We start from the raw sequence: 23,725 nt of genomic DNA on the forward strand, positions 1-23,725 counted from the left end.
CACGCCGGTGCGTTTGTGGGATCACCGAAACACCCATGAACCAGGATCATCTCCCCGATGGCGGGATGTGGACGGCATCCACCAGCGGCACTATCCGGAGGCACACCGTGGCAACAACCAACCGTAGAACTGCCCCGAGTGACGCCGGTGACGGCGGCCGGGCCGGTGCCGGTGGAGCCGACGGGCAGCACCGCACCCTCGCCGACTCGGCGACCGCGATCCTGCACGAGGCGATCCTCAGCGGTCGACTGCCGGCCGGCACCCCGCTGCGGCTCAACGAGATGGCCGACCTGCTCGGTATGAGCATGAGCCCGGTCCGGGAGTCGATCCGGCGGCTCGCCGCGCTCGGCCTGGTCGAGGTGGTCCAGCACAAGGGCGCCTGGGTCATGCCGCTGACGATCGAGGACGCGGTCGACACCCACGAGGCCCGGATCGCCATGGAGACGGCACTGATCGAGCGGGCGGCGACCCGGTTCACCGCCGGGGACGCCCGGCGTGCCGAGGCGGCCCTCGACGAGCACATCGCCGCTTCCGCCCGCGGCGACGCCACCGCGGCCCGCCGCGCGCACACCGATTTCCACTTCACCATCTACCGGGCGGCCGGATCGCGCTGGTTGCTGCGCGGCCTGGAGCCCGTCTGGGAGAACAGTGAGCGGTACCGGTTCGCCACGGTCACTCCGGCCGGGCAGAACGAGGAGCGGGTCCGGGAGCACCGCGCCATCCTCGACGCGTGTGTGGCGGGGGACGTGGCAGCGGCGGTAGCCGCCGTTCAGGTCCACATCCGGCACGCGGCCGATCGGGTGATCGGCAAGATGGACTCCGACGCCGCGGCGCCGACCACGGACCGGGAGCCGGGGCACGTGCCTGCCGGCGGATGACCACCGGCGCCACCGCGCCGTCGCACCCGGCGAGCCGGCCTGGCGCCGCCCTCCCGGGCAGGGCGGCTCTCGCCCGAAAGGCCGCCCGCCGCCGTGGGCGATCACCCCAGTCACCGTCCCTACCGTCGGCTCGTCCCATCGCGACCGCCGATCGGACCAACCATTAAGGAAGTCCCGTGCCTGGCATCGACATGCACGCCCACCTCGCCCCCGACCTCCGCCCGGTCGACCTCCCCGAGGTATCGGTCGACGTCGACGGCGCGGCTCTTCTCAACGGCAAACGGATCGGCCCGGCCGACCTGTACCACCCGGACCGGCTCGAGGAGCACCTGGACCAGGCTGGGCTGAACGAGGCGATCGTCAGCGTGCCACCGCCCTTCTACCGCCAGCGGCTGTCCGGACCGGAGGCGGCGGCATGGGTTCGTGCCGTCAACGACGGCCTGCTCGCTGTGGTCGCCGGCCGGCCCCGGCTCACCCCGCTGGCGTACCTGCCGTTCGAACATCCCGAGGTGGCGCTCGCCGAGTACGACCGGATCGCCGCCGACGACCGCTGGGCCGGGGTGGTCGGCGCCGCCGGTGGAGACGCCGGACCCTTGGACGGCCCGGCGCTGCGCCCGCTGTGGCAGCGCCTCGACGTGGACCGGCGCACGCTGCAACTGCACCCCGCGCACTCGCCGGATCCCCGGCTGGAGCCCTACTACCTGGCCAACCTGCTGGGTAATCCGGTCGAGACGACGGTGGCGGTGGCCCAGCTCGTCTTCGGTGGGGTGCTCGGCGCGTACCCGGGGATCCGGTTCGTCCTGGTGCACTGTGGCGGATGCGTGCCAGCGGTGGTCGGTCGCTGGGAGCGCGGGCACACCACCACCCGGCCAGGCGTACCCGCGCTGTCGCCCACCCCGGCCGAGGCGGTGCGCACGCTCTACGTCGACAACCTCGCCCACGACCCGGCCGTGGTCGACCTGGCGGTGTCGGTCTTCGGTGCGGACCGGCTGGTACTCGGCAGCGACTGGCCGTTCCCGATGGGCACCGACGACCCGTTCGCCTCGGTGGCCCACCGAGGCGGCGACTACGCCCGGCAGGTGGCCACCGACAACGCGGCGCGGGCCCTGGGACGTGAGCGCAACGGTCGGTGACCGCCCTCCGACGTCGTTTCCGCATCGTACCCAGGCCGCGGTGGGGGGTCAGCAGCCGAGGCGCTCGGTGGAAAGCGCGATGTCGTCGATCCAGAGGTCGAACACGCCCGGCGTGGTGCCGCCCTGGTAGAGCTGCCAGCCGATCTTTACGGTGTTCACCGTTGGCAGGATGAAAGGCACGTCGTTGCCGCCGTGCTGGTTGGTGGAGGCGGTCAGCCCCGGGTTCGCCACCCCGTCGATCCACACCGCGACGCGGTTGTCTGCCGGGTCGAGTTTCCACTCGAAGCACTGCCAGATGTCTTCGACGACCGGGGCGGACTCGCGCCAGTTGGTCCAGTCGCCAGTCGGTCCGCCATCGGCGCCCACGCCCCAGAAGATTCCGGGGACGGTGGGGGCGTACTGGCCGCCGATCGGACGGACGACCTCCGAGCTGCCGGTGCCGGTCGCCTCTACGAGCGTGAAGTGTGCCCAGTCGGGGGCGGTCGGGAAGGCGTCGACGCGTAGCCGCATACGGCCGTAGAAGCGGTTGCCCGGTGCCGCGAAGTCGTCGATGCGCAGGAAGGCGCGCCCGTTGTCGACCGTGTGGATGTGCAGCACCTGGTTGCCGCGGCGGGCGCGTTCGACGGTGAGTGTGCCGTTGCGCGTGTCGATGCCCCAGTTCAGGGTGCTGGGACCGCCGCGCGGCAGTCTCTCGAAGTCTTCGCAGAAGAGTAGGTGTCGGGTGCAGGAGCCGCGGTGGGAGGTGCCCGCTGCGTCGGACGGGATGCTGCCGGCTGTGGCGCCAAGCATCAGGGCGGCGGTTAATGCCGCGAGAAGGTTGCGCATGGTCTCCTCCATGACTCGGCCCTCACCACGCCGACGGCGCGCCGGAGGGACACGGCACCCGGTGCGTGGAAGCGTTCCCATGTATAGCAGATGTTGAATGCCTTTGTTGCGATCGGCGTCGGGGCACGCCGGTGTCCGGGACCAAGTCCTGTTGGGTGCGGAGGATCTCGGCCGCGCCCTCGGTGGTGGTCAGCGATGCGCCTGGCTCGGGGGTTGGCGTTGCCTGCGCCGGCCGGGCGAGGAAGGCAACGGGCGTTACGCCCCCACTCTCAAAGTGATGAGCTGGATGTGCTGGGCGTGTCTGAGCTGCGCTGCCTGGGTGCCTCGGAACGGCCGCGGATCGTGGTGATGGAGACGCCCTGCCGCTTCAGCATCGCGGCAACAACACCGTCTCCCTCGACAAGTTCACCCGTGTGCGTACCGTCGTAGATCATCCCGTAGCCGCAGGAGGGGCTTCGTGCTTGGAGGATCGCGCGGGTCAGGCCATGCTCAGCGGCCAGGTCGGCAACAATTTTCGCGCCAGCAATGAACGGGCCGGTCACGTCCTCCCCGTCGATGGTGACGACTCGGGCCTCACCATCGAGGACATCATGACCGTCACCCCCAACAATCTCGGCTGCGGGCCGAGGCGTCGGCAATCCTCCGAGCTGTTCGGCGCAGGCCGGGAGTGCCCGACCGGCTCGGACCTCTTCCACAACTGAATCGTCGGGGCGTGCTCGACTGTCGTAGCGGCACGGCTGTCCGGCAAGACATGCGCTCACCAGCACAACTTCCCGATCCATGGCTCAATCGTACCGAGCGCCCCTGACTGGTCCCGTATCTCGACGTCTCGGCCGTTGAGCGTTGCCTCGGACGACCGGGATGGCGGGAGGTGTCTGGTGCCGACCCGGCCGTCGGAGTGCCCGAAAAATTCCTTCGGTCTTGCGATCGGCGCTGAAGGGTATCGACATAGGCGTTCGTGACGGTATAGCGTGCCCGCCATCACGTTCATCGATCATTTGAACGTCTTCCGTGTGAAGGAGCGCCATGCCCACGCCACGATCCGTCCGCCTGCGGCGTCGAGGTCTGCTCGGCGTCCCGGCCCTGGTGGCCGCCGCGCTGACCGTCGCCGCCCGACCCGGCGCGGCGGCCGCCGCACCGAAGGCCGAGTGCCTGGCCGACCTGCTCGGGGAGTCCTGATGGCCACCATTCCCTGGCTGGTGGACGTGTTGCGGGCGGCCGGGGTGCAGGTCGTCGTCGAGGGTGACTGGCTTAATCGGATGCGCCCCGGCTCCTTCGACCCGATCGGGGTGCTGTGGCACCACACAGCGGCTACCTCCAGCGCCACCAACCCGCACCCGGCACTCAACATCTGCATCAACGGCCGGTCCGACCTGCCTGGCCCGCTCTGCCAGGCGCTCGTCGACTACCACGGCGTCTTCCACGTGATCTCGGCCGGACGCTGCAACCACGCGGGTACCAGCCGGGGCAGCGGGCCGATCCCGGCCGGTGACGGCAACACCATGCTGATCGGGTGGGAGATCGACTACAACGGGGTCAACCAGGAGATGACCGCGGCCCAGTACAACGCCTCCATCGCCGCCACCGCCGCCGTCCTCACCCGGCTCGGCAAGGACGCCAGCTACGCCCGTGGGCACCGGGAGACCAGCACCACCGGCAAGATCGACCCGTCCTTCATCGACTTGGACGTGATGCGGGCGGACGTCGCCGCGAAGATGGCCGGCGGCACCGCGTGGTCCTCGATCGTGGACAACGCCACCGCTGGACGCTTCACCGCCAGCGCGAACTGGGGTGTGTCGTCGTACTCCGGGCAGCGCTACGGCGCGGACTATCGCTTCGCGGACCCGGTCGCGGCCAGCGATGCGGCCTGGTACAAGTTCAACGTCCCAGCCACCGCCAACTACCGCGTCGAAGCCTGGTGGCCGGCCAACGCTGGCTACAACAGCGCGACGCCGTACATCATCGCCACCACGAGCGGTAACCAGACCGTCTACGTCGACCAGCGGGCGACCGGCGGGCAGTGGCGTACCCTCGGCACCTTCGCCCTGCCAGCGGGTGATGCCAACCGGGTGGCGGTGAGCCGGTGGAGCTCAGGCAGCGGCCTGGTCATCGCCGACGCCGTCCGGCTCACCCGGGTCTGACGGGCCAGCGCCGGGGCCCCACCGGGGCCCCGGCGAGGTCGTCCCAGATCGGCACGATCGGGGCTTTGAAGGTGCTGGTGAGCAACACAGGGCGCACTACCGATACCAGCACGGCTACGCCTTCTCCACGCTGATTGAGCAGCGGTGGACCCTGGCCCGGGCGGCGGGCCGTCAGGTGTCGCCGACCGGCGGAGGTTCGGCGAAGGCGCCGGCGGATGCGGCGATGGCGGCGGTTCTGGCCGCGTGGTCGGGCAGGCCCGGGTCGGGTGGCGTTCGGAGAAGCACCAGCTGGTGGTACAGCGGCGCGGTGGCGGCGATGAGCAGTCGCCGGGCGTCGGTGTGCGGCGGGAGTTCGCCGCGCCCGATGGCCTGGCGGACGATGCTCTCGCAGCGGATGTACCGGTCCTCCCAGAGTCGCCGTTGGGCGCGGTCGGCCTTCTCGGAGCGGAACGAGGCAGCGATCAGGGCCGCCACGATCGGCGGTTGTGCGGTCAGTGCGTCCTGGATTTCATGGTTCAGCGCGGCCAGATCTCCTCTCAGGGAGCCGGTGTCCGGGGGCTGCCAGGCGTCGTCGTTCGCCGCGTCGAGGACGTCGGCGAGCAGGCCGCCGACGTCCTCCCAGCGCCGGTACACCGTCGCGCGGTGCACGCCGGCGCGGGCGGCGACGGCCTCCATGGTGAGGCCGTCGTAACCGCGCTCTCCGAGCTCTGCGAGGACCGCGTCGAGCACCTGGGCACGGGTACGGGCGGTACGGCCGCCAGGGCGGCGTCGGGGCGGTGACACGGGTCGGGCGTCCTCCGGTCGGGGTGCTGGGAGAGCCGTCGCCGGTGATTCGGTTGCTCGGTGGGCCGGCGTCATGGCAGGATCTTAATGCATCAGTTGTCGCAGTAGTGGAGTCATCGATGCTCTTCCGAAGTGTTCGCCCGGCCGTGCGGCCCTTGCCGGCCGCCCCATCCTCGAATGCTTCGGAGTGCCCGCATGCCTACCCAGATCACCGCATTCGCCGTCAGCGGGTCCTCGGACAGCCGGCTCGTCCTTGACCCGGTGACCGGTTCGCTCGTCAGGGGCGAGCGAACCGGGATCATCGGTGAGAACGGATTCGGCAAGGCCACCGTGCTGCGCCTGCTCGCCGGGCGCGAACCGTCCGATCGGGGAGAGGTCGTCGTCCGGGCCGACGGCGGCGTCGGCCACCTCGCCCAGGACGGGCGGCTACCGCCACGCGACCGTCCAGTAGCTCATCGACCGGGCTCTGAGCGCAGTTGGTCAGGCGGGGGAGGCCGCCGGGTACGGCGAACGGCTGCGGTCGCCCGCCCGGGTCGAGGAACTGGCCCTCGCCGACTACGACGCCACCTTCGTCATCGTCGGCCACGATCGCCGGCTGCGCCGGCGTTGGCAGGGCGCCCACCTGCCCGTACCGCCGGCACCGGCGTCCGCCGCCAACGCCTGACGCGCCCGCAAAAACACGCCCTTCAGGAAGGAAACGATTAGTGACGCTGCCTGTGCCCGCTGACCCGACCGTGGTGCACCCGATGCCCGAGCAACCGCGGGTGGTGCTGCTGAAACCGCTGGTCACCTCACCACTGATCGAAGCCGGAGAGTTCTCCTACTACGACGACCCGGATGATCCGAACACCTTCGAGACCCGCAACGTGCTGTACCACTACGGGCCGGAGCGGCTGGTCATCGGAAAGTTCTGCGCGTTGGGCGAGGGCGTGCGGTTCATCATGAACGGTGCCAACCACCGCATGGATGGCCCCTCGACCTTCCCCTTCCCGATCATGGGCGGTTCCTGGGCCGAGCACTTCGACCTCATCACCGGCCTGCCCGGGCGGGGCGACACCGTGGTGGGCAACGACGTCTGGCTCGGATACCGATCCATGGTGATGCCCGGCGTCCGCATCGGTCACGGAGCGATCGTCGCCTCCGGATCCGTCGTCGTCGACGACGTCCCCGACTACGCCATCGTCGGCGGCAACCCCGCCCGGCTCATCCGTCGCCGCTACAGCGACGCGGACATCGACCGCCTCCTCGCCCTGGCCTGGTGGGACTGGCCGCTCCAGCACCTCACCGAGCACATCCGCACGATCATGTCCGGAAGCATCGACGACCTGGAGAACGTGGCGCCTGCGCCTCCGCACCGGTGATCCACTCGCGTACCAGCACCGCAGCGTTCCAGCAGCACAGAATCGAGCAATCAGCATGCCAGTTCCGTCCCACCACACCCCGTTCGTCGACTGGCTTCGCGGCCACGCCGTCCCGCTCACCCACCTCGACCCGTCGGCGCCGCTCGACGATCTGGAGCCGCTGCGCGAAGTCATCGGCAACGCGCGCGTCGTCGCGATCGGTGAGAACTCCCACTTCATCACCGAGTTCTCGCTCATGCGCCAGCGCATCCTGCGATTCCTGGTCGAACGCTGCGGCTTCACCGTCCTGGCCTTCGAATACGGCTTCAGCGAAGGCTTCCCCCTCGACACCTGGGCCCAGGGGGAGGGGACGGACCATGATCTGCCGGCCCAGCTCGCCGCGGCGATTCCGGTGGGGGTCGATGAGCCACTGCGCTGGATACGCCGACACAACGCCACCGCCGACGTGCCGGTGCGTTTTGCCGGGATCGACATTCCGGCGGCCGGTGGGTCCTTGCTTCCCGCACTGGCCCCGGTCGCCGACTACCTGCGCCAGGTCGACCCCGAGACCCTGCCGGCGATCCAGGCGGCGATGCGGATCGCCGACTCGTTCGCCGGTGCCTCCGCGGCTGCGGCCGCACCGGCCTGGACGCGTCTGACCGCCGCCGAGCAGGACGCTCTCAGCGCGATCCTGATGCGCCTGCTCATCCGGTTCCGCGCCGTCGCACCGCTCTACGTCTCCCGCGGGGACCAGCACAGCTACGACATCGCCGTGCGCCGCCTCGAAGCCGCCTGTCACGCCGACTACAGCTTCCGCGCCATGGCCGACCTCTTCGCCGGCACCGGCCTGACCGCCGACACCTCGGCCCGCGACGTCTACATGGCCGGGTCGGTCCTGTGGCACCTGGAGCGCCTCGAACCAGGGACCCGCATCGTGTTGGCGGCCCACAACGCCCACATCCAGAAAACGCCGGTCTCCTTCGACGGCCACCTCACGGGGCTGCCCATGGGGCAGCACCTGCACAACTTCCTGGGCGATGACTACGTCGCCCTTGCCCTGAGCAGCATTGCCGGACACACCGCCGACATGCGCCCCGACGAGAACGCTCGCTTCGGTTTCGCGATCGACAACAACGAGCTGCCACCGCCCGAGCCGGGAAGCATCGAGGCCGCCTTCGCCGACGCCGGCCTCGGGCTGAGCATCGCCGATCTCCGCCAGGCGCGTACGGGGGCAGCCGGCGACATCGAACCTTTCCCTGGCCCCGACCGCATCCGGATCCAGAGCGCGTACGTGCACACACCCGTCCTCGACGCGTTCGACGGCATCCTCAACACGCCGACCTCCACCGTCGCCGCCGACATCCAGACCTGAGCTTCCCGACCTCCCGATGCGGCGTACGCTGCGGTTCGGGCAGCGCCCGGCCCGGCGGTAGATCCGGATGCGATCGAAGGGGTGGGTAACGGCACGCGCGTTGGTTCGCGGCGTGCCTCAGCGGCTGGCCGCGATGGATCGGGACTGTCGGTCATCACTCTTATGATCGCGGCCATGTCGGCTGCCTTCACCACGTTGTGGACCCATGACGTCTGCCGGGAGCTTCGCAGGCACCGCGTCGGTGAGCGGCCCCCGGTGGCGTTCAGCGGGGTGCACCAGTCTCTTCCCAGCTGGACCAGCGTCGGTGCCGGCGACGAGGTCTTCGCGCTGCATGTCAACCGATGCGTGGTCTACCTGGTGAGCCGTCTGCGCGTCATCGACAAGCAGCGGCACGAGTGTTGCGGCCCCGCTCCCGCCAGCTGGCGCGACCCGGCGTACCCGGGTCACGGCGCCTGGGCGATGCTCGGCGCCGCCGGATGCGGGGCGAGCCCGGTACATGTCGAGGCGACACCGGTCCGCTTCGACGTCGCCATCCCGGGCGACCTGCTCAGCACGCTGACCTGGCGCAACCGACGCGGAGAACAACGTACTTTGAAGTACGTCGTCAACGGCCGCCTCGAACGCTCCGTCAGCCTCCAGAGCATCCGTCGTCTGACCGACGAATCCACCGGTCGATTGGCTGCCCTGCTCGATAGTTCGCCGCCCCCGAACCGCACGCCATAAATCCTCCAGGCGCATCATGGTCGGCAGCCATCCTTGACAGCCGACGCGCCTCGGCGACGGTTGAGGATGCTGGGCGACGTCTTCACCGGGTTCCGCCCGCCCGGTTCCGCCGGCTGGTCGCCGAACGCCGCGGCGACACGACCGCCGAAGGACGGCCGGGCCTTGACGCGATGCGGCCGGCGCCGGTCAGAGTGGCGAGCACGGTGGCCACCGCGCGGCCCGTCTGATGCGGGCCAGCAGCCGGGTGGCCACGGCCACCGGATGGTTCGGGGCGATCGCGGGATGGTGGCGAATCGGGCTGGACCTGACTCCCCGCCTGGGCCGTTCACTGGTCCGCGCGGGGCAGCGTGATGGTGAATGTCGTTCCGACGCCGACCTCACTCGCGACCGTGATCGTGCCCTGGTGATCGGTGACGATCTGCCGGGCGATGGCGAGGCCGAGGCCACTGCCCCCGGTACGGCGGCCCCGTGCGGCGTCGGCCCGCCAGAACCGGTCGAACACGTGCGGCAGCGCGTCCGCTGCGATTCCCGAGCCGGTGTCGACGACCCGGACGATCGCCTGTGTTTCGGTGCGGTTCGCGACCAGCCGGACGCTGCCGCCCGCAGTGGTCGCCCGCAGTGCGTTGGTGACGAGATTGCCCACCACCTGGCGGAGCCGGTCGGGATCGGCGTGTACCGCAACCGGCTCAGCCTCCACGCGCAACGACACCCCGGCTGACTCCGCCCGGGCGTGGTGGGCGGTGCCGCAGGTCTCCAGGAGTTCGGCCAGATCCACCGCGACCCGGTGGTACGCCAGGTTGCCGGCCTCGGCCAGGGCCAGGTCCTGTAGGTCATCGACAATGCGCTGTTGCAGCACCGCCTCTTCGAGCAGCGAGGCGTAGAGCTCCTGGTCCGGGGTGATCACGCCGTCGGAGAGCGCCTCGAGATAGCCGCGCAGGTTGGCCAGCGGGGTACGCAGCTCATGTGCGACGTCGGCGACCAGCCGGCGTTGCCGCTCCTCCCCGCGTTGCAGGGAGTCTGCCATGCGGTTGAACGACCGGGCCAGCTCCGCCAGCTCGTCGTTGCCCCGCACCGGAACCCGCCCGGTGAGGTCGCCCCGACCGAGCCGCTGGGCGGCCGCGGTGAGCGTGTCGATGGGGCGTAGCACCCGCCGGCTCAGCAGCACGGTGCCGATGACCGCGACCGCCGCAACGCCTGCCGCTGCGGCGAGCAGTGGACCGGCGGCCAACACGGAAGCCGGATCGCCGCGAGCGCCGAGGTAGACCCGGGCGGGGACCGGTGCGACGTCACTGATCGCGTTGGTGAAGGCTTGAGCCAGGCAGGAATCAGGTGTTCCCACCGTCGGGGTGGCACAGACCAGCATCCAGGCAGGGTCCAGCACGTCCCGGCCTGGGCCCGCCGCGATGTCGCGGCAGCTCTTGACGATGTCGTTGGCGGCCTGGCGGCCGTGCCAGCCGGCCGTGTTCAGGTCGGCGTCGAACTGCGGCACTCCCGTGCTGGTGGGTACGGCGACAACCGGGACGTGCTCCCGCGTCAGGCAGGCCGCGAACCGCACGCCGGTGCGGTAGGCGGCGATCGCGCCGACCAGACCTTTCTCCCGGCCCGCCGGATCCGTTGGCAATGCGGCCAGATTCAATGCCGGGCGCGGGTCGACGAACCCGACCGTCATGCCGAGCGGCCGGGCGGTGCGTTTCTCCTGGGTGTCGGTGTCCACGATCACCTGGCCCGTGTCGGCGACCAGGTGGATCCGCTGACCGGTCTGGGTGCGCAGCTCCCGCACCAGGTTGGGCACGCCCTCCCAGGTGCCGTGCTGGCTGCCGTACGCCCTGAGTCGGTCGACGACCTCGTCGAGTTGCGCCCGGTCGGCGGAGGCCGAGTCGTTGATCTGTCGCGAGGCCTGTCGCAGGGTCAGCCACGCGGTCGCCGCGGTCGCGCTCACCGCGACGAGGATGACCAGCCAGAGCACCCGGAGCCGGAAACTCACCGGCTGGCTCCGGGCCTGCCCCCGTGCGTCGGCGTCGCCGCCCGTTCCGGCTCCGGTTCGGCGAGCCGGTAGCCGCGGCCGTAGACGGTCTGCACGTACCGCGGCTCGGCAACGTCGTCCTCGACCTTACGGCGGAGGTTCATCACGTGCGCGTCGACGGTGCGTTCGAGCACGTAATGATCGAATCCGAAGGCGCGGTCGATGATCTGCGCCCGGGTGAACACCCGCCCGGGCTCGCCGGCGAGCACCTCGAGGATGCCGAACTCCTTGGCCGTCAGGGCGACCGGCCGGCCACCGACGCGTACCTCGAACCGGCCGGCGTCCACCTCGAGCTCGCCGACGCGCAGCACCGCCCGGTTGTCGGCGCTCACCACCCGGGCCCGGCGCAGCAGCGCCCGTACCCGAGCGGCCAACTCCCGCGGGCTGTACGGTTTGGTGAGGTAGTCGTCGGCGCCAAGATCGAGACCCAGCAGGACGTCGTCCTCGGTGGTACGGGCGGTCAACAGCAGGATCGGAATCTCTGATTCCGCGCGCAGGATCCGGCATACGTCGAGGCCGTCGACGACCGGCATCATCACGTCGAGGATCACCAGGTCCGGCCGCCGGGACCGGCACTGGTCCAGCGCGGCCCGCCCGTCGCCGACCAGCAGCACGCTGTGCCCCTCGCGTTCGAGATAGAGCCGTACCAGGTTGGCCTGCTTGGGGTCGTCCTCGGCGACCAGGATCCGCGCGCTCATGTTCCCCATTCTGGCTGGTGGTGGCGGGGGTCAAGTAAACCCGAAACCTGTGAAGAACTGATGTGGGCGGGCTCCGGAGATCGGCGGGCGGGATATCCGCACAGCTGGCCCACGGTTTCTTCAAGGGTTCTTCACAGCCGGCTGCCTACCGTGCCGTCATGCCAGTCAGGAGCCGGTCATGACCTTCGAACCAGCACACCCAGGCCGCCGCGACGAGCAACAGCGGCGGGCGGTCCGGCGGCGGATCCGGGAGACGCTCGCGGTGCGCCGGGCCGCTGCTGTCGGCGGGCACGGGGCCGCCGAACCGCAGGGTGAACCGCCCGTCGAAGCCGAGGCTGCCAGGTGACGCCAGGTACGCGCGGTCGGCGTACGCCGACCGGTGTGATCGATGAGGGTGCCCAACTGGCCGAGGCTGTGATCGATCTTGCGGCGATCGCGGAGAACATCCGGACGATCGCGGCGGTCGCCCGTACCGGGTTGATGGCCGTGGTGAAGGCCGACGGGTTCGGGCACGGCGCGGTGCCGGTGGCGCGGGCCGCGTTGGGGGCCGGCGCCACCTGGCTGGGCGTGACCTCGGCCACGGAGGCGTTGGCGCTGCGATCGGCGGGCATCGACGCGCCCGTCCTGAGCTGGCTGCACCGGCCGGACGAGGACTTCACCCGCCTGATCGCCGCGGACGTCGACATCGCGGTGTCGACCCTGACCCATCTGCGCGCGATCGCCGACGCGGCCACGGATCTCGGTGTGCCCGCCGCGGTCCAGCTCAAGGCGGACGTCGGTCTGTCACGTAACGGCGCCAACGGTGACGACTGGCCCGAGCTGGTCGCCTGGGCTCGCAAGCACGAGAAGGAGGGCAGCGTCCAGGTACACGGGGTGTGGTCCCACCTGACGAACGCCGACGTGCCTGGATGCCCGAGCATCGTGCGGCAGGTGTCGACATTCCGGGAGGCGCTGCGGATCGCCCGGGACGCTGGGCTTGATCCTGAGATAGTGCATTTGGCCAATTCGGCGGCGGCGCTCGCCACCCCGGAGACCCGGTTCGATCTCTGTCGGATCGGCCTGGCCATGTACGGCATCAGCCCCTTCGGCGCGGCGGATCCCCGCCGTTTCGGCCTGCGACCCGCCATGACCCTACGGTCAAGGGTGATCAACCTGAAACGCGTGCCCGCCGGGACCGGCGTCTCGTACGGGGCCGACCACGTGACCAACCGGCCGACCACACTCGCTCTGCTGCCGCTCGGGTACGCCGATGGCCTGTCGCGCACCGCCGAGGGCCGCGCGTGGGTCTGGCTCGCCGGTCGACGATGTCCGATCGTCGGCCGCATCGCCATGGATCAGTGCGTCGTCGACGTCGGCGATCTACCGGTGGCGCTCGGCGATCCCGTGGTCGTCTTCGGCCCCGGCGCCGAACCCGGCTCGCCCGAACCGGCCGAGCCGACGGCCACCGAGTGGGCGCAGTGGGCCGGCACCATCCCGCACGAAGTCTTGACCGGAATCGGCGCGCGAGTGGCGCGCGTGCACCTACCGGGGGAAGCGGATACACCATGACTGTTCGTTTGGCGATGCTGTTCGGTGGGCGCAGCGGAGAGCACGACGTCTCCCGGCGCTCGGCGGAAAGCATCCTGGCCCATCTCGACCGTGACACGTACGACGTGACCGAGGTGCTGATCGAGCGCGACGGCCAGTGGCGGGTGAACGGCGACCGGGCCACGTTCGCGCAGGCGCTGCGGACCCTCGGCGACCAGGACGTGGTGTTCCCGGCGCTGCACGGCCCGTACGGTGAGGACGGCATCGTCCAGTCGATGCTGGAGTGGCTCGGCGTCGCTTTCGTCGGAAACGGTGTCTTCGCCAGCGCCGCGGGGATGGACAAACCGGTCACGAAGAAACTCCTCGTCGCCGACGGCCTGCGGGTGGCCGCGGGGGTGACGCTGCGCCCCGACGAGGAGCTGTCGTCGCGGGATCGGGAGCGACTGGGGCTGCCCGTTTTCGTCAAGCCGGCCAGGGCCGGCTCCAGCCTGGGCGTCTCCAAGGTTGAACAGTGGGCGCAACTGCCCGCCGCCCTGCGGCTCGCACGCGAGAGCGACGCGAAGGTTCTCGTCGAACGCGCCGTGCGCGGCCGCGAGATCGACGTCGGCGTCCTCCAGCACCCCGACGGTCGCGTCGAGGCCGGGCCGCCGCTGGAGATACGGGTGGCGAACGCCTCCTTCTTCGACTACGACGCCAAGTACGACGGCGGTGCCGTCTTCGACATTCCGGCTCAGCTCGACTCCGGCACCACCCGACTACTGCAGGACCGGGCCGTGCAGGCGTTCCACGCGCTCGGATGCCGTGGGCTGCTCCGCGTCGACTTCTTCCTCCCCGATCCGGAAGCCGATCACGGCACAGAGTGGACCGGAGACCACCGGGAGCCGGTGATCAACGAGGTCAACACCTTTCCCGGCTTCACCGCCGCCTCCCAGTATCCGCAGATCTGGCAGCGGGCCGGCGTCGGCTACTCCGCACTGCTCGACATCCTCATCCAGGGCGCGCTGCAGCGACGCGACACCGCCTTCCCCTGCCCGAGTCCCTGCTGATGGCCGTCTACGCCGCGGAACATCTCCGCGGTCTCCGCATGATCGTCACGGGTGGGGGAACGGGCGGGCACACCTACCCGGCGCTGACCACGATCCGTGCGCTCCACGGCCGGCTAGCGGCAGCCGGCACCGAACCGGACGTCCGCTGGGTGGGTGTCGCTCACGGACTGGAGGCCAGAATCGCCCGGCAGGAGGGCATTCCCTTCACCGCGATCACCACGGGCAAACTGCGCCGCTCGCCGAACCTGCACGAGTGGGCCCGCAACGTCGCCGATGCCTTCCGCGTGCCGTTCGGCATCTTCCAGGCCATCATGATCGTGGTGCGTACCCGGCCCGAGGTAATCTTCTCTACCGGCGGATACGTCTCCGTCCCGATCGGGATCGCCGCCTGGATGACCGGCCGTCCGCTGGTCATGCACGAGCAGATCCTCACGCTCGGGCTGGCGAACCGGATCCTTGCCCGCCTCGCCGATCGAGTTCTGCTGAGCCACGAGTCCTCCATCGAGCATCTGCCCGCCGGAGCCAGAACCCGCGCGGTGGTCACCGGCAACCCGGTCCGGCCAGAGATCCTCACGGGCAACCGCAACCGGGCGCTCGCCGCGTATCACTTGGACCCCCGCCTGCCGCTGGTGTACGTCACCGGCGGTGCCCAGGGCGCCGTCCAGGTCAACAACCTGATCGCCGACATCCTCCCCGGACTCCTGCCGAAATGTCAGGTGCTGCACCAGTGCGGCGACTACTCCCTCGACCGGATGCGGCAGGTCGGGGCCGCCCTTCCGGAACACCTGCGCAGCAGGTACCGGGTCGTCGACTACGTCTACGACGAACTGCCGGACGTCCTGAGCGCCGCGGACATCGTCGTCGCGCGCAGCGGCGCCGGCACCGTCGCCGAACTCACCGCGCTGGGCAAGGCCTGCGTCCTCATCCCGCTCATCCCCACCGGCGGCGACGAACAGCGGCGGACCGCGCGGCACCTCGCCGACGCCGGCGCCTCCCGTATGCTCGCCGGCCCCGACGCCTCCGCCAACCGTCTGTACGAGGAGATCATGGTGCTGCTCGACCACCCGGAACGACGCCAGGAGCTGGCCAACGCCGCCCGTCAACAGGGCCGCCCCCACGCGGCCGCAGCCGTGGCCAGCGCAATCATCGACGCCGCCGGCCGGTGCCGGTCATGATCCTGCTGTCTGATCGGCGAATCTCGGCCATCCCGCTCGGCGACAACGGGGAAGCCCTGGTCGACGTGCGCCAGGTTGCGGAGCTTCGGGTTGACGATCGCCTGGCCGACGAGGCCGGGGCCTACGCGCACCTTCGTGAGGCGACGGTCCAGCGCTTGCTCGCCGCCCAGCGGACCCTGCCCGAGGACTGCGGCTGCTGATCATTGAGGGGTACCGGCCGCTCAGCCTGCAGACGACCTACTTCGAGAGCTACCAGGAAGAACTGCGCCGCAGGTATCCGGAGTGGGACCCGGCGCGCCGGCACGTGGAGGCCAGCAAGTACATCTCGCCGCCCGAGGTGGCTCCGCACAGCACCGGCGGGACGGTCGACCTCACCCTCTGCACGGCTGACGGGATCGAACTGGACCTGGGCACGATCGTCAACGCCAGCCCGGTGGACAGCGCCAACGCCTGCTTCACCGGATCGCCCGACATCTCCCCGCAGGCCCGCACCAACCGCGACATCCTCGCCCAGGCGCTCTCGTCCGCCGGCATGGTCAACTACCCGACCGAATGGTGGCACTGGTCGTTCGGCGACCGCTACTGGGCGCTGAGCACCGGGGCCACCCGGACCCGGTACGGGCCGGTAGACGTCCCGTGAAGCGGCCCTACGAGACGGTGTGCCCCCGTACGCCGAGCTGGCAGTAGACGATCAGCTCGCCGTCGGGTAGCTCGCCGGGGCGCCGGCGACGAGGCGGTGCGCGCCGCCACCATCAGCGGACCTGCCGGCACCGATACCGCCCGCTGACCCGGCGGTGACGATGGATCGGGCGCCGTGAATGATCACGTCACGTCGGGTGACGCGTGCCGCGGCGGATACCTGGACAGTGCGGCTGATCGGTGTCGGACCGCCCTCGATGCGGTGACCGGGGGGCGGTCCGACACCGCCGCCGACATCCAGGGCGGGCGCCTGGACTGTGCGGCCGGCGGCAGGACCTCGCTCATGGCCTGTGGGCCTGGCGTACCTCGACCCGCGTTGTGAGCTGTGGTCAGCAGGTGCCGAGCATGCTGTTGAGCGCGGACTTCTCCGCGCTGTCGACGGTGAGGTTGTAGTACCACTTCACCTGGATCCAGGCCCTGGCGTAGGTGCAGTGGAAGGCCGCGCGCGAGGGCTTCCACCTGGCCGGGTCCTGATCGCCCTTCGCCTGGTTGACGTTGTCGGTGACGGCCCACAGCTCGGGACCGCCGAGGTCGTTGGCGTACGTCTGGCGTGCGGAGGTCGTCCACGCCCAGGCCCCGGAGCGCCAGGCCTCGGCGAGGGGAACCATGTGGTCGATGTCGATGTCAGCGGGGTTCGTCCAGGTCGCGCCGTCGTAGGGGCTGTACCAGGATCCGGAGGTCGGGTAGCAGTTGCTGTCGACGGTGACGTTGGTGCCGTCGCGCTTGAGGACCTGCTCGCGGGTGTTGCAGGAGCCGCTGATGGTGATCCAGTGCGGGAACAGGTCGCGGTTGTAGGTGGACTGGTGGGATTCGGCGGCGACGGTGAGCGAGTTCAGCCGGCTGAGGGCGGTGCTGTATGAGGGGATGTTGGGCGGGGTGGCCTGGGCCGGGGCGGCGGTGGCGGCGAGGGAAACGATGAGTGCGGCCGTTGTCGCGACGGCGGCTCTGACAATACGGGGGGTCACGGGCTCACTCCTGACTGTGCGTCACCGCCGCCAGCCGGGGTGTCCGGATCGACATGCGGCAACCTGATTGATGGAGGAGAATATAGTGACGGCCCGTCGATGCCGGAACGCCGACCTGAACCTCCTCTGAAGGGCATGCGGACAACACGCGTACGGCGATGATTTCGCGGCCGTGCGTGCCTTCGTCACGCGGCTCTCGGTGCTGGCGCTGCTCGCGGACGGTGACCGGTGGCGATCCGGCTGATCTACGCGCAGCCTCCGGTCAGCCCGACAGGCTGGCAAGCAGCTGCCGTACCTCCGAACCGGTGCGGGGATGACTGTGGCTGTCGACATACCAGTCGAACCGGCCGAGGTCGTTCTCGTCGAGCAGCGACCGGATCAGCTCCAGGTCGTACGTGTCACCCGGCTTCCGCAGGTGGTAGGGCGGTGGGTAGAAGCAGTCCCCGAGCAGCAGCACGCCGGAGTCGGGCACCGCGACCACTGTCGAGTCCTCGGCGTGCCGGCCACCGACGTGGCGAACCACGATCCCACCGGGCAGGGTCAGCGCGTCGTCGAACTCGGTGTGCGGCGGCACGATGGTGAAGTCATTCCAGGAGTCCATTGCCCGGGCCCGGGCCCGGAAACTCGGCCCGAGCAGGGGGTTTGCGGCCAGCTCCTCGCGCAGATACCGGTGCCCCCACGGGCGTCGGGCCTCCGCATCGAGGATGCGGGCCCCGGTCCGGTGCCCGATGACCTCCACATCCGGCCAGGCGCACGCACCCCAGACATGGTCCCAATGGTGGTGGGTGTAGACCAGGCGGCGCGGTGCCGGCAGCCCAGCCGCCTCGATGTCGGCCCGGATCTGTCGAGCGGCCGCGGGACTGTTGCCGGCGTCGACCAGCACGCTGCCCGACTCGTCTGCGATGACCGCGACCCCACCCTGGACGTTGTCGTGGTCCTCGTCGTGTGGATACCACCACACCCGGCCGGCCAGGTGCCGCAAGGATCTCCGCATGCCGCACTGTAACAACGACAACAACGATGACAGGAGCGCCATGAAGCAGCTGAGCCGCCGCGCCCGCGACCTCGGACTCGTCGTTGGGCCGCTGCCTACCGGGCGGCACAATGCGATCACCGACGTCGCCGGGATTCTGGTCGGGCACACCACCATCGACGACGGCGCCGACCTGCACACCGGTGTCACCGCTGTTGTACCGAGCCAACTCGGCCCCGGACGATGGACCCTGCCGGCCGCTGTCTACTCCGGCAACGGCCACGGGAAACTCGTCGGCTCGACCCAGGTCGACGAACTCGGGGTCCTGGAGTCACCGATCGTCCTGACCGCCACGTTGTCCGTCTTTTGGGCCGCGGACGCCCTGCTGGGTTACCTGATGGACCGCCGGCCGGACGGCCTGTCGTTCAACCCCCTGGTCGGCGAGACCAACGACGGCCACCTGTCCGACATCCGCCGTCGCCCCATCACCACGGAACACGTGCTCGCCGCCATCACCCAGGCGTCCGGTGAACCACCGGCGGAGGGCTGCGTCGGAGCCGGCACCGGCACCACGGCCCTCGGCTTCAAGGCCGGCATCGGCACCTCGTCCAGGACGGTGCGGGTGGCCGACCGTCCGGCGACGGTCGGCGCCCTCGTCCAGTCCAACTTCGGCGGAGTGCTGACCGCCCTCGGCGTTCCGCTGCCCGCCGACGAGCTGATCCCGGACGCCGACCGGGCCGAGCCGCCCGGCAACTCGTGCATGATCGTGGTGGCCACCGACGTGCCCCTGGACGCCCGACAGCTCGGACGCCTCGCCCGGCGGGCCATCTTCGCGATGGGCCGGGTCGGAGCGTCATACAGTAACACCAGCGGCGACTACGCGATCGCGTTCAGCACCGCCCAGCCGCACCTGCCACCCATCCCTGACGGGGAAATCAACCCCGTCTTCGCCGCCACCCTGGACGCGGTCGAGGAAGCCCTGCTCAACTCGCTGTTCACCGCCGTCACCACCACCGGTACGGCTGGTCGGACCAGTCACGCCATTCCACATCGAGAGGCGATCCGGCGGTTGACGGCCGCCGGCCGACTGGCGGCGCCAGTCTGAGAGCCAGCGGGCGCTCCGTGCCACCCGACTGATCTCCGCGTCGAAACCAGCGAGCCGGCGCTCGATCGCGGCACCGATCGAGCCGTACCCGACGATCAGCACCCGGGCGTCAGCCAGCCCGGCCGACCAGCCCGAGACCCAGCGGCCCTCGCCTCCGCCCGGACGAAGTCCGGCAGCCGGCGCCGGGCGGCCAGGGTGAGCGCCACCGCCAGTTCGGCGGTGGCCGCGTCGTGCACGCCCCGGCCGTTGGCCAGGGCCAGGCCGGGCCGCAGGTACGGCAGGCCGTGGTCGTAGCCGGCGGTCACGGTCTGCACCACCTGAGTCGGGGCGTCCGGGCGATCGGCTCGCAGAAGCGGGGATCGACAACCATGTACGGCGGGTCGGGCGCGGGCCGCCGGGGTACGATCCTGGGAGCGTTCCCATACTTCGGGACGCGTGGATTTGAAGGTCGTCTGCGGCACTACCGTCCTGTTAAGCGATGGGAGCCAATATGCTGCGACGTTCTTCCCTCAGACGGCTCTGCGTGGCCGGCGTGGCTGCCCTGCTCGCCCCACTCGTGGCGACCGGGCCGTCCGCGGCGGGGCAACCCGCGTCGGGGCCGCCCGCACCGGACCGCGTCGGGGCCGCCGCCGTGCCGCCGCTCGACCAGCTCACGGTCAGCACCACCCAGGTCGCCTTCGGGCTGCAACGACCCACCGCGATCTTCGCCCCCGACGACGGCAGTGGCCGGCTGCTGATCACCGAGAAACAGGGCACGATCCGGGTCTACCGTCCGGACACCGGGCTGGCGGCGGAGCCGCTGCTCGACATCCGGGACCGGGTCGACACCTCCGGCAACGAACGCGGCCTGCTCGGCGTGGTCACCTCGCCGAACTTCACCCAGACCCGCACCCTGTACGTCACCTACACGGCGCTGCCCGAGGGCACCGTGACGCTGTCCCGGTTCACCCTGGACACGGCCGGCCAGACGCCGATACCGGCCGCCCGGGAGCAGGTGGTGCTGACCCAGCCGCACGCCGAGTTCTCCAACCACAACGGAGGGAACGTCGCCTTCGGGCCGGACGGCTACCTCTACTGGAGCATCGGAGACGGCGGCGGGGCCGACGACGTACTCAACTCGGGGCAGAACCTCGGCACCCTGCTCGGCAAGATTCTCCGGCTGGACGTGAGCCGCTCCTGCAACGGCCGGAACTACTGCGTACCCGCCGACAACCCGTTCGTCGGCACCGCCGGGGCGCGGCCGGAGATCTGGGCGTACGGGCTGCGGAACCCGTGGAAGTTCTCGCACGACCTCGGCGGCGACGGCTCGCTCTGGATCGCCGACGTCGGACAGGGCACCTTCGAGGAGATCGATCACCTGCCGGGGAACCGGGGTGGGGCCAACTTCGGCTGGTCCTGCCGGGAGGGTCCGCAGGTTTTCAACCCCGACCGGTGCCAGGACGGCGCCACGTACGTCGAGCCGGTGCACTCGTACCGCACCTCGGTCGACGGCTGCGCCGTGATCGGCGGGTACGTCTACCGGGGCCGGGCGTACGCCGACATCGCCGCCGGCACGTACCTGGCCACCGACTACTGCTCCGGTACGGCCTTCGTGGTCCGGCCGCCGGCCAGCCCTGGCGGCGCGTACGCGACCCGGGCGCTGACCGAACTGACCATCCAGCCGACCAGCCTCGGCCAGGACGCCAACGGCGAGCTGTACCTGGTCAACGACCTGCCCGGCCAGTTGCACCGAATCTCGTTCGGCACCGCCGCCCCGCCACCGGCCTGCACGATCAGCTACCGCGTCGACCAACAGTGGGGGACCGGTTTCACCGCCACGGTGGTCATCACCAACACCGGCACCGCGCCGATCAACGGCTGGACGGTGGGTTGGAGCTTCCCCGCCGCGCAGCGCGCCGACACCTTCTGGAACGCCACCGGCAGCCAGCAGGGCGCGGTGGTGACCGCCCGCAACGCCGACTGGAATCCGAACATCCCGCCCGGGGGCAGCACCGACTTCGGCTTCCTCGCCTCGAACACCGGCCCGAACCCCGCGCCGACCAGCTTCACGCTCAACGGCAAACCCTGCGGCTGACGGGCGAGCGCACAGCCTGCCGTCCTCCGTCACCGTGTGGGAGCGAGCCACCTCGAACCGCAGGCTCGCTCCCACACGGTGGAACTGCCCTGGTCTGCCCTCGTCGCCAGTAGCGCGTAGCGGCCGGCCGAGGTGACGAAGCAGCTCCAGGCCGCGCCACGAGCCGTTCCCCGACCGAGGGGGTGGACGGCCAGCAGCGGGTCCGTTCCCGCCGTACCCGCGCCGCGACCGTCACCGCTCCGGTCGCCGGCGGTCCGGGTGCTGTCGATTCCGCCGACCGGGACGGCTTCGTGCGGACCGCCGGGCGGGGATACGGCCGGCCCGTCGGTGGGTCGGCTCTGGGTGGCACGTCTCGCGACCCACAGACGCACGCAGTCCCCAAGGGGTGGGCCCTGGGGACGAGATGCCGGTCGGGATGTCTCGCCGGCCGTATGCCGAGTGCCGGGTCCGGGGGTACCGGACCCGGCACAGCGGGGGTGCCTAGCTACAGGCGGAGCCGTTGAGACTGAACCCGGTCGGCGCGGCGCCGTTGCCGTTGTGGGTGGCCTGGAAACCGATGGTGGTCGAACCACCCGGTGGAATGGAGCCGTTGAAGCTGACGTTGGTGGCGGTCACCTGGCCGCTGCTCGGTGAGAACGTGGCGTTCCAGCCGGAGGTGATGGTCTGCCCGGACGCGAGGTTGAACTTCAACGACCAGCCGTTGATGGTGCTCGTGCCGGTGTTGGTGATGGTGATGTTGTCGGTCAGACCGTTGTTCCAGGAGTTGACGTCGTTGGTCACGCGGCAGGGCCCGCCGCCGCCCGGCGGCGGCGTGGTCGGGGCCGGCGAGGCCGTGGTCGGGGTCGGCTGGGGGTTGCCGCCGGAGCCTTCGCTCACGGTGATGCTGGCGCTGCCGCTGCTCTGGTAGCCCTCGGTGGCCATGATCTGGTAGTCGTGGGAGCCGAGGTTGAGGCCGAGGCTGGCCCAGGCGTTGAAGTGGTTGGCGGTGGTGATGGTGCCGCTGTTGCGGTGTGACTGGCGGACGCTCCAGTACTGGTAGAACGTCTTGGTGCCCTCGATGGAGGGTTGGTTGACCCGCTGGGTGCGGTAGATGTCGTAGGTGCTGCCGTCGGTGGTGACGGAGCCGAGTCGGGTGGCGCCGGTGCTCGGGTTGTAGCTGCCGAAGTTCTCGACGATGTAGTACTCGATGAGCGGGTTCCTGGTCCATCCGTACAGGGCGAGGTAGCCGTTGCCGTTCGGGCTGAAGGTGCCGGAGTAGTTCACGGTGTGGCTGGAGCCGGGGTTCCAGCCCTGCCGACGACCATGTTGTTCATGTTGCTCCATTGGACGCTGTAGCTGCCGCCGGCGCCCAGGTTCATGGTGACGTTGCCGTTGTCCTTCCAGTACGAGTAGAAGTACCCGTTGTGGGTGCCGGTTGAGTTCGACGTGACGGTCCGGTCGGCCTCGGCGTGGGCCACGCCGGCCACGGTCAGCGAGGCGGCGGCCAGCACGACGGCGCAGGCACTGCCGATGACCAGCCTGATCCGGTCGCGCCCACGGCGCTTCGACTGGGCGGGGGTGTCATTCATGTGCGCCTCCTCTCGTGAGATCGGCCCGAAGGCCAGGACCGCGTGACGCGACTCGACGGTGTGGTGGTTCCGCCGACGAGCGAAGCCGGTGGTGGCATGACCTGGAGTCGGGCAGTCGTTGAAGCTCATCAATGCTGGAAGTATTGGTCCACCGCAGAGGGTTGTCAACAATTTCCGGAAGCCTTGCGAAAGGTCCAATGTCGACTCTGCTTCCTCCGACAAGCCTCTGGCCTGGCGGTCGACCCGGCTGCTCCGGTGAAAAATCGAGACCCCGGACGGCCGAGGCCTCGCCGTGTGGCCGACTTCAGCGTCAACGTCCCCGAAAGTTTCGGAGACGATCCGGGCCCGCCGGGACCACCCGCATCCGTGCCTGCTCGCCGGGCGCGGACGCTGATTCGTCCACGAGGCCAGCTCGACGGCGTCCGGTGACCAGACGGCCGACTCCCGGGTGCCCCACCGCACCCCGGATCCGACCCGCTCATCCAAAAAACAAGGGCCGCACCAACCGGTATGTGTCCGATCACGTACCGCTGTCGGAGTGCTTCCCTGGCTACTATGAGCGATGTTCCGATCGCGACGGCCGGTCCGATGGACGTCGGCCTCGGGGAGGTGCGCGTGATGCCGACGGGATCCGCCCGCCATCCGTCGCTGAGCCTTGTGCGAGCTAGGCTGATCAC

At 70.1% G+C, this 23,725-nt stretch carries 25 protein-coding genes and 1 pseudogene; 16 read left to right on the top strand and 10 right to left on the bottom strand.

The window, feature by feature from the left end:
• Positions 1–107 precede the first annotated feature (107 nt).
• The gene (locus GA0070604_RS14605) at positions 108–878 is read left to right on the top strand and encodes a GntR family transcriptional regulator (protein ID WP_208602057.1); all 771 of its coding nucleotides are present in this window, start codon (positions 108–110) and stop codon (positions 876–878) included.
• A gap of 176 nt (positions 879–1,054) precedes the next feature.
• Complete coding sequence (locus GA0070604_RS14610) at positions 1,055–2,011, top strand: amidohydrolase family protein (protein WP_091118449.1); 957 nt, start codon at positions 1,055–1,057, stop codon at positions 2,009–2,011.
• Between the two features lie 48 nt (positions 2,012–2,059).
• Here the strand turns inward: GA0070604_RS14610 and GA0070604_RS14615 are convergent, their stop codons facing one another.
• Positions 2,060–2,848, bottom strand: a complete 789-nt coding sequence (locus GA0070604_RS14615; RefSeq protein ID WP_244161901.1) for a hypothetical protein — start codon at positions 2,846–2,848, stop codon at positions 2,060–2,062.
• 257 nt (positions 2,849–3,105) lie between these two features.
• On the bottom strand, positions 3,106–3,618 hold the full coding sequence (locus GA0070604_RS14620; protein ID WP_091118450.1) for a 2-thiouracil desulfurase family protein: 513 nt from the start codon (positions 3,616–3,618) through the stop codon (positions 3,106–3,108).
• 244 nt (positions 3,619–3,862) lie between these two features.
• Between GA0070604_RS14620 and GA0070604_RS32440 the strand changes: the two genes are divergently transcribed.
• Positions 3,863–4,015 carry a hypothetical protein gene (locus tag GA0070604_RS32440; protein WP_167363469.1) on the top strand — a complete coding sequence of 51 codons (153 nt, stop codon included), beginning with the start codon at positions 3,863–3,865 and terminating at the stop codon, positions 4,013–4,015.
• Entirely contained in the window at positions 4,015–4,977 is a 963-nt protein-coding gene (locus GA0070604_RS14625) for a golvesin C-terminal-like domain-containing protein (RefSeq protein WP_091118451.1), read from the top strand. Before GA0070604_RS32440 ends, GA0070604_RS14625 begins: the two co-directional genes overlap by 1 nt.
• A 171-nt stretch (positions 4,978–5,148) precedes the next feature.
• On the opposite strand, the gene GA0070604_RS14630 is transcribed toward GA0070604_RS14625, so the two are convergent.
• A complete protein-coding gene (locus tag GA0070604_RS14630) occupies positions 5,149–5,706 on the bottom strand; it encodes a TetR/AcrR family transcriptional regulator (RefSeq protein ID WP_244162198.1) in 558 nt (185 codons plus the stop codon).
• A gap of 249 nt (positions 5,707–5,955) precedes the next feature.
• Between GA0070604_RS14630 and GA0070604_RS33040 the strand changes: the two genes are divergently transcribed.
• From GA0070604_RS33040 to GA0070604_RS14650, 4 genes are all read left to right on the top strand, one after another.
• Positions 5,956–6,465 carry an ATP-binding cassette domain-containing protein gene (locus tag GA0070604_RS33040; RefSeq protein ID WP_208602058.1) on the top strand — a complete coding sequence of 170 codons (510 nt, stop codon included), beginning with the start codon at positions 5,956–5,958 and terminating at the stop codon, positions 6,463–6,465.
• A gap of 41 nt (positions 6,466–6,506) precedes the next feature.
• Positions 6,507–7,121: a CatB-related O-acetyltransferase gene (locus GA0070604_RS14640; protein ID WP_091127128.1), complete on the top strand. Its 615-nt coding sequence runs from the start codon at positions 6,507–6,509 to the stop codon at positions 7,119–7,121.
• Between the two features lie 55 nt (positions 7,122–7,176).
• Positions 7,177–8,472, top strand: coding sequence for an erythromycin esterase family protein (locus tag GA0070604_RS14645; protein ID WP_091118453.1), 1,296 nt, complete (start codon positions 7,177–7,179; stop codon positions 8,470–8,472).
• 174 nt (positions 8,473–8,646) lie between these two features.
• Positions 8,647–9,195: a hypothetical protein gene (locus GA0070604_RS14650; protein ID WP_091127129.1), complete on the top strand. Its 549-nt coding sequence runs from the start codon at positions 8,647–8,649 to the stop codon at positions 9,193–9,195.
• A gap of 325 nt (positions 9,196–9,520) precedes the next feature.
• On the opposite strand, the gene GA0070604_RS14655 is transcribed toward GA0070604_RS14650, so the two are convergent.
• Together GA0070604_RS14655 and GA0070604_RS14660 are read right to left on the bottom strand one after the other, a co-directional pair.
• Entirely contained in the window at positions 9,521–11,179 is a 1,659-nt protein-coding gene (locus GA0070604_RS14655; protein ID WP_091118454.1) for a sensor histidine kinase, read from the bottom strand.
• Positions 11,176–11,925, bottom strand: a complete 750-nt coding sequence (locus GA0070604_RS14660; RefSeq protein ID WP_208602059.1) for a response regulator transcription factor — start codon at positions 11,923–11,925, stop codon at positions 11,176–11,178. The genes GA0070604_RS14655 and GA0070604_RS14660 overlap by 4 nt, the downstream gene beginning before the upstream one ends.
• Positions 11,926–12,094: 169 nt before the next feature.
• On the opposite strand from GA0070604_RS14660, the gene GA0070604_RS32445 reads away from it, so the two are divergent.
• The 6 genes from GA0070604_RS32445 to GA0070604_RS33550 all read left to right on the top strand — a co-directional run bounded on the left by GA0070604_RS32445 (position 12,095) and on the right by GA0070604_RS33550 (position 16,304).
• Entirely contained in the window at positions 12,095–12,262 is a 168-nt protein-coding gene (locus tag GA0070604_RS32445) for a hypothetical protein (RefSeq protein ID WP_167363470.1), read from the top strand.
• A gap of 68 nt (positions 12,263–12,330) precedes the next feature.
• Positions 12,331–13,464, top strand: coding sequence for an alanine racemase (alr, locus tag GA0070604_RS14665; RefSeq protein WP_341845357.1), 1,134 nt, complete (start codon positions 12,331–12,333; stop codon positions 13,462–13,464).
• Positions 13,461–14,489 (top strand): D-alanine--D-alanine ligase family protein, encoded by a 1,029-nt coding sequence (locus GA0070604_RS14670; protein ID WP_091118456.1) that lies wholly within the window; start codon positions 13,461–13,463, stop codon positions 14,487–14,489. Before alr ends, GA0070604_RS14670 begins: the two co-directional genes overlap by 4 nt.
• Positions 14,489–15,664 (top strand): UDP-N-acetylglucosamine--N-acetylmuramyl-(pentapeptide) pyrophosphoryl-undecaprenol N-acetylglucosamine transferase, encoded by a 1,176-nt coding sequence (locus tag GA0070604_RS14675; RefSeq protein ID WP_091118457.1) that lies wholly within the window; start codon positions 14,489–14,491, stop codon positions 15,662–15,664. Before GA0070604_RS14670 ends, GA0070604_RS14675 begins: the two co-directional genes overlap by 1 nt.
• Positions 15,661–15,864 carry a hypothetical protein gene (locus GA0070604_RS33545; protein WP_244161902.1) on the top strand — a complete coding sequence of 68 codons (204 nt, stop codon included), beginning with the start codon at positions 15,661–15,663 and terminating at the stop codon, positions 15,862–15,864. Before GA0070604_RS14675 ends, GA0070604_RS33545 begins: the two co-directional genes overlap by 4 nt.
• Positions 15,865–15,890: 26 nt before the next feature.
• Entirely contained in the window at positions 15,891–16,304 is a 414-nt protein-coding gene (locus GA0070604_RS33550; RefSeq protein ID WP_244162199.1) for a M15 family metallopeptidase, read from the top strand.
• A 388-nt stretch (positions 16,305–16,692) separates the two neighbouring features.
• On the opposite strand, the gene GA0070604_RS14685 is transcribed toward GA0070604_RS33550, so the two are convergent.
• Positions 16,693–17,328, bottom strand: coding sequence for an HNH endonuclease family protein (locus GA0070604_RS14685; protein ID WP_091118458.1), 636 nt, complete (start codon positions 17,326–17,328; stop codon positions 16,693–16,695).
• A 262-nt stretch (positions 17,329–17,590) separates the two neighbouring features.
• Positions 17,591–18,322, bottom strand: a complete 732-nt coding sequence (locus GA0070604_RS14690) for an MBL fold metallo-hydrolase (RefSeq protein WP_091118459.1) — start codon at positions 18,320–18,322, stop codon at positions 17,591–17,593.
• A 40-nt stretch (positions 18,323–18,362) separates the two neighbouring features.
• Between GA0070604_RS14690 and GA0070604_RS14695 the strand changes: the two genes are divergently transcribed.
• Entirely contained in the window at positions 18,363–19,406 is a 1,044-nt protein-coding gene (locus GA0070604_RS14695) for a P1 family peptidase (RefSeq protein ID WP_091127131.1), read from the top strand.
• Positions 19,407–19,501: 95 nt separating this feature from the next.
• Here GA0070604_RS14695 and GA0070604_RS33045 read toward each other — a convergent pair whose 3' ends face one another.
• Positions 19,502–19,720, bottom strand: coding sequence for a Rossmann-fold NAD(P)-binding domain-containing protein (locus GA0070604_RS33045; RefSeq protein ID WP_208602060.1), 219 nt, complete (start codon positions 19,718–19,720; stop codon positions 19,502–19,504).
• A gap of 176 nt (positions 19,721–19,896) precedes the next feature.
• Between GA0070604_RS33045 and GA0070604_RS14705 the strand changes: the two genes are divergently transcribed.
• A complete protein-coding gene (locus GA0070604_RS14705; RefSeq protein WP_167363471.1) occupies positions 19,897–21,480 on the top strand; it encodes a PQQ-dependent sugar dehydrogenase in 1,584 nt (527 codons plus the stop codon).
• Between the two features lie 480 nt (positions 21,481–21,960).
• Here the strand turns inward: GA0070604_RS14705 and GA0070604_RS34325 are convergent, their stop codons facing one another.
• Both GA0070604_RS34325 and GA0070604_RS34330 read right to left on the bottom strand, forming a co-directional pair.
• Entirely contained in the window at positions 21,961–22,401 is a 441-nt protein-coding gene (locus GA0070604_RS34325; protein WP_377593076.1) for a cellulose binding domain-containing protein, read from the bottom strand.
• Positions 22,402–22,416: 15 nt separating this feature from the next.
• Positions 22,417–23,690, bottom strand: a pseudogene (locus GA0070604_RS34330) (glycoside hydrolase family 11 protein); the annotation flags it as partial.
• Positions 23,691–23,725 lie beyond the last annotated feature (35 nt).

It is taken from the genome of Micromonospora eburnea, assembly GCF_900090225.1.
GTDB lineage: Bacteria > Actinomycetota > Actinomycetes > Mycobacteriales > Micromonosporaceae > Micromonospora > Micromonospora eburnea.

Bases quoted from the DNA above. Each gene is read 5' to 3' on its own strand.
- GA0070604_RS14615 (WP_244161901.1), bottom strand. From the start codon at position 2,848: ATGGAGGAGACCATGCGCAACCTTCTCGCGGCATTAACCGCCGCCCTG.
- GA0070604_RS14620 (WP_091118450.1), bottom strand. From the start codon at position 3,618: ATGGATCGGGAAGTTGTGCTGGTGAGCGCATGTCTTGCCGGACAGCCG.
- GA0070604_RS32440 (WP_167363469.1), top strand. From the start codon at position 3,863: ATGCCCACGCCACGATCCGTCCGCCTGCGGCGTCGAGGTCTGCTCGGC.
- GA0070604_RS14625 (WP_091118451.1), top strand. From the start codon at position 4,015: ATGGCCACCATTCCCTGGCTGGTGGACGTGTTGCGGGCGGCCGGGGTG.
- GA0070604_RS33040 (WP_208602058.1), top strand. From the start codon at position 5,956: ATGCCTACCCAGATCACCGCATTCGCCGTCAGCGGGTCCTCGGACAGC.
- GA0070604_RS14640 (WP_091127128.1), top strand. From the start codon at position 6,507: ATGCCCGAGCAACCGCGGGTGGTGCTGCTGAAACCGCTGGTCACCTCA.
- GA0070604_RS14645 (WP_091118453.1), top strand. From the start codon at position 7,177: ATGCCAGTTCCGTCCCACCACACCCCGTTCGTCGACTGGCTTCGCGGC.
- GA0070604_RS14650 (WP_091127129.1), top strand. From the start codon at position 8,647: ATGTCGGCTGCCTTCACCACGTTGTGGACCCATGACGTCTGCCGGGAG.
- GA0070604_RS14660 (WP_208602059.1), bottom strand. From the start codon at position 11,925: ATGGGGAACATGAGCGCGCGGATCCTGGTCGCCGAGGACGACCCCAAG.
- GA0070604_RS32445 (WP_167363470.1), top strand. From the start codon at position 12,095: ATGACCTTCGAACCAGCACACCCAGGCCGCCGCGACGAGCAACAGCGG.
- GA0070604_RS14670 (WP_091118456.1), top strand. From the start codon at position 13,461: ATGACTGTTCGTTTGGCGATGCTGTTCGGTGGGCGCAGCGGAGAGCAC.
- GA0070604_RS14675 (WP_091118457.1), top strand. From the start codon at position 14,489: ATGGCCGTCTACGCCGCGGAACATCTCCGCGGTCTCCGCATGATCGTC.
- GA0070604_RS33545 (WP_244161902.1), top strand. From the start codon at position 15,661: ATGATCCTGCTGTCTGATCGGCGAATCTCGGCCATCCCGCTCGGCGAC.
- GA0070604_RS14690 (WP_091118459.1), bottom strand. From the start codon at position 18,322: ATGCGGAGATCCTTGCGGCACCTGGCCGGCCGGGTGTGGTGGTATCCA.
- GA0070604_RS14695 (WP_091127131.1), top strand. From the start codon at position 18,363: ATGAAGCAGCTGAGCCGCCGCGCCCGCGACCTCGGACTCGTCGTTGGG.
- GA0070604_RS14705 (WP_167363471.1), top strand. From the start codon at position 19,897: ATGCTGCGACGTTCTTCCCTCAGACGGCTCTGCGTGGCCGGCGTGGCT.
- GA0070604_RS34325 (WP_377593076.1), bottom strand. From the start codon at position 22,401: ATGGCCACCGAGGGCTACCAGAGCAGCGGCAGCGCCAGCATCACCGTG.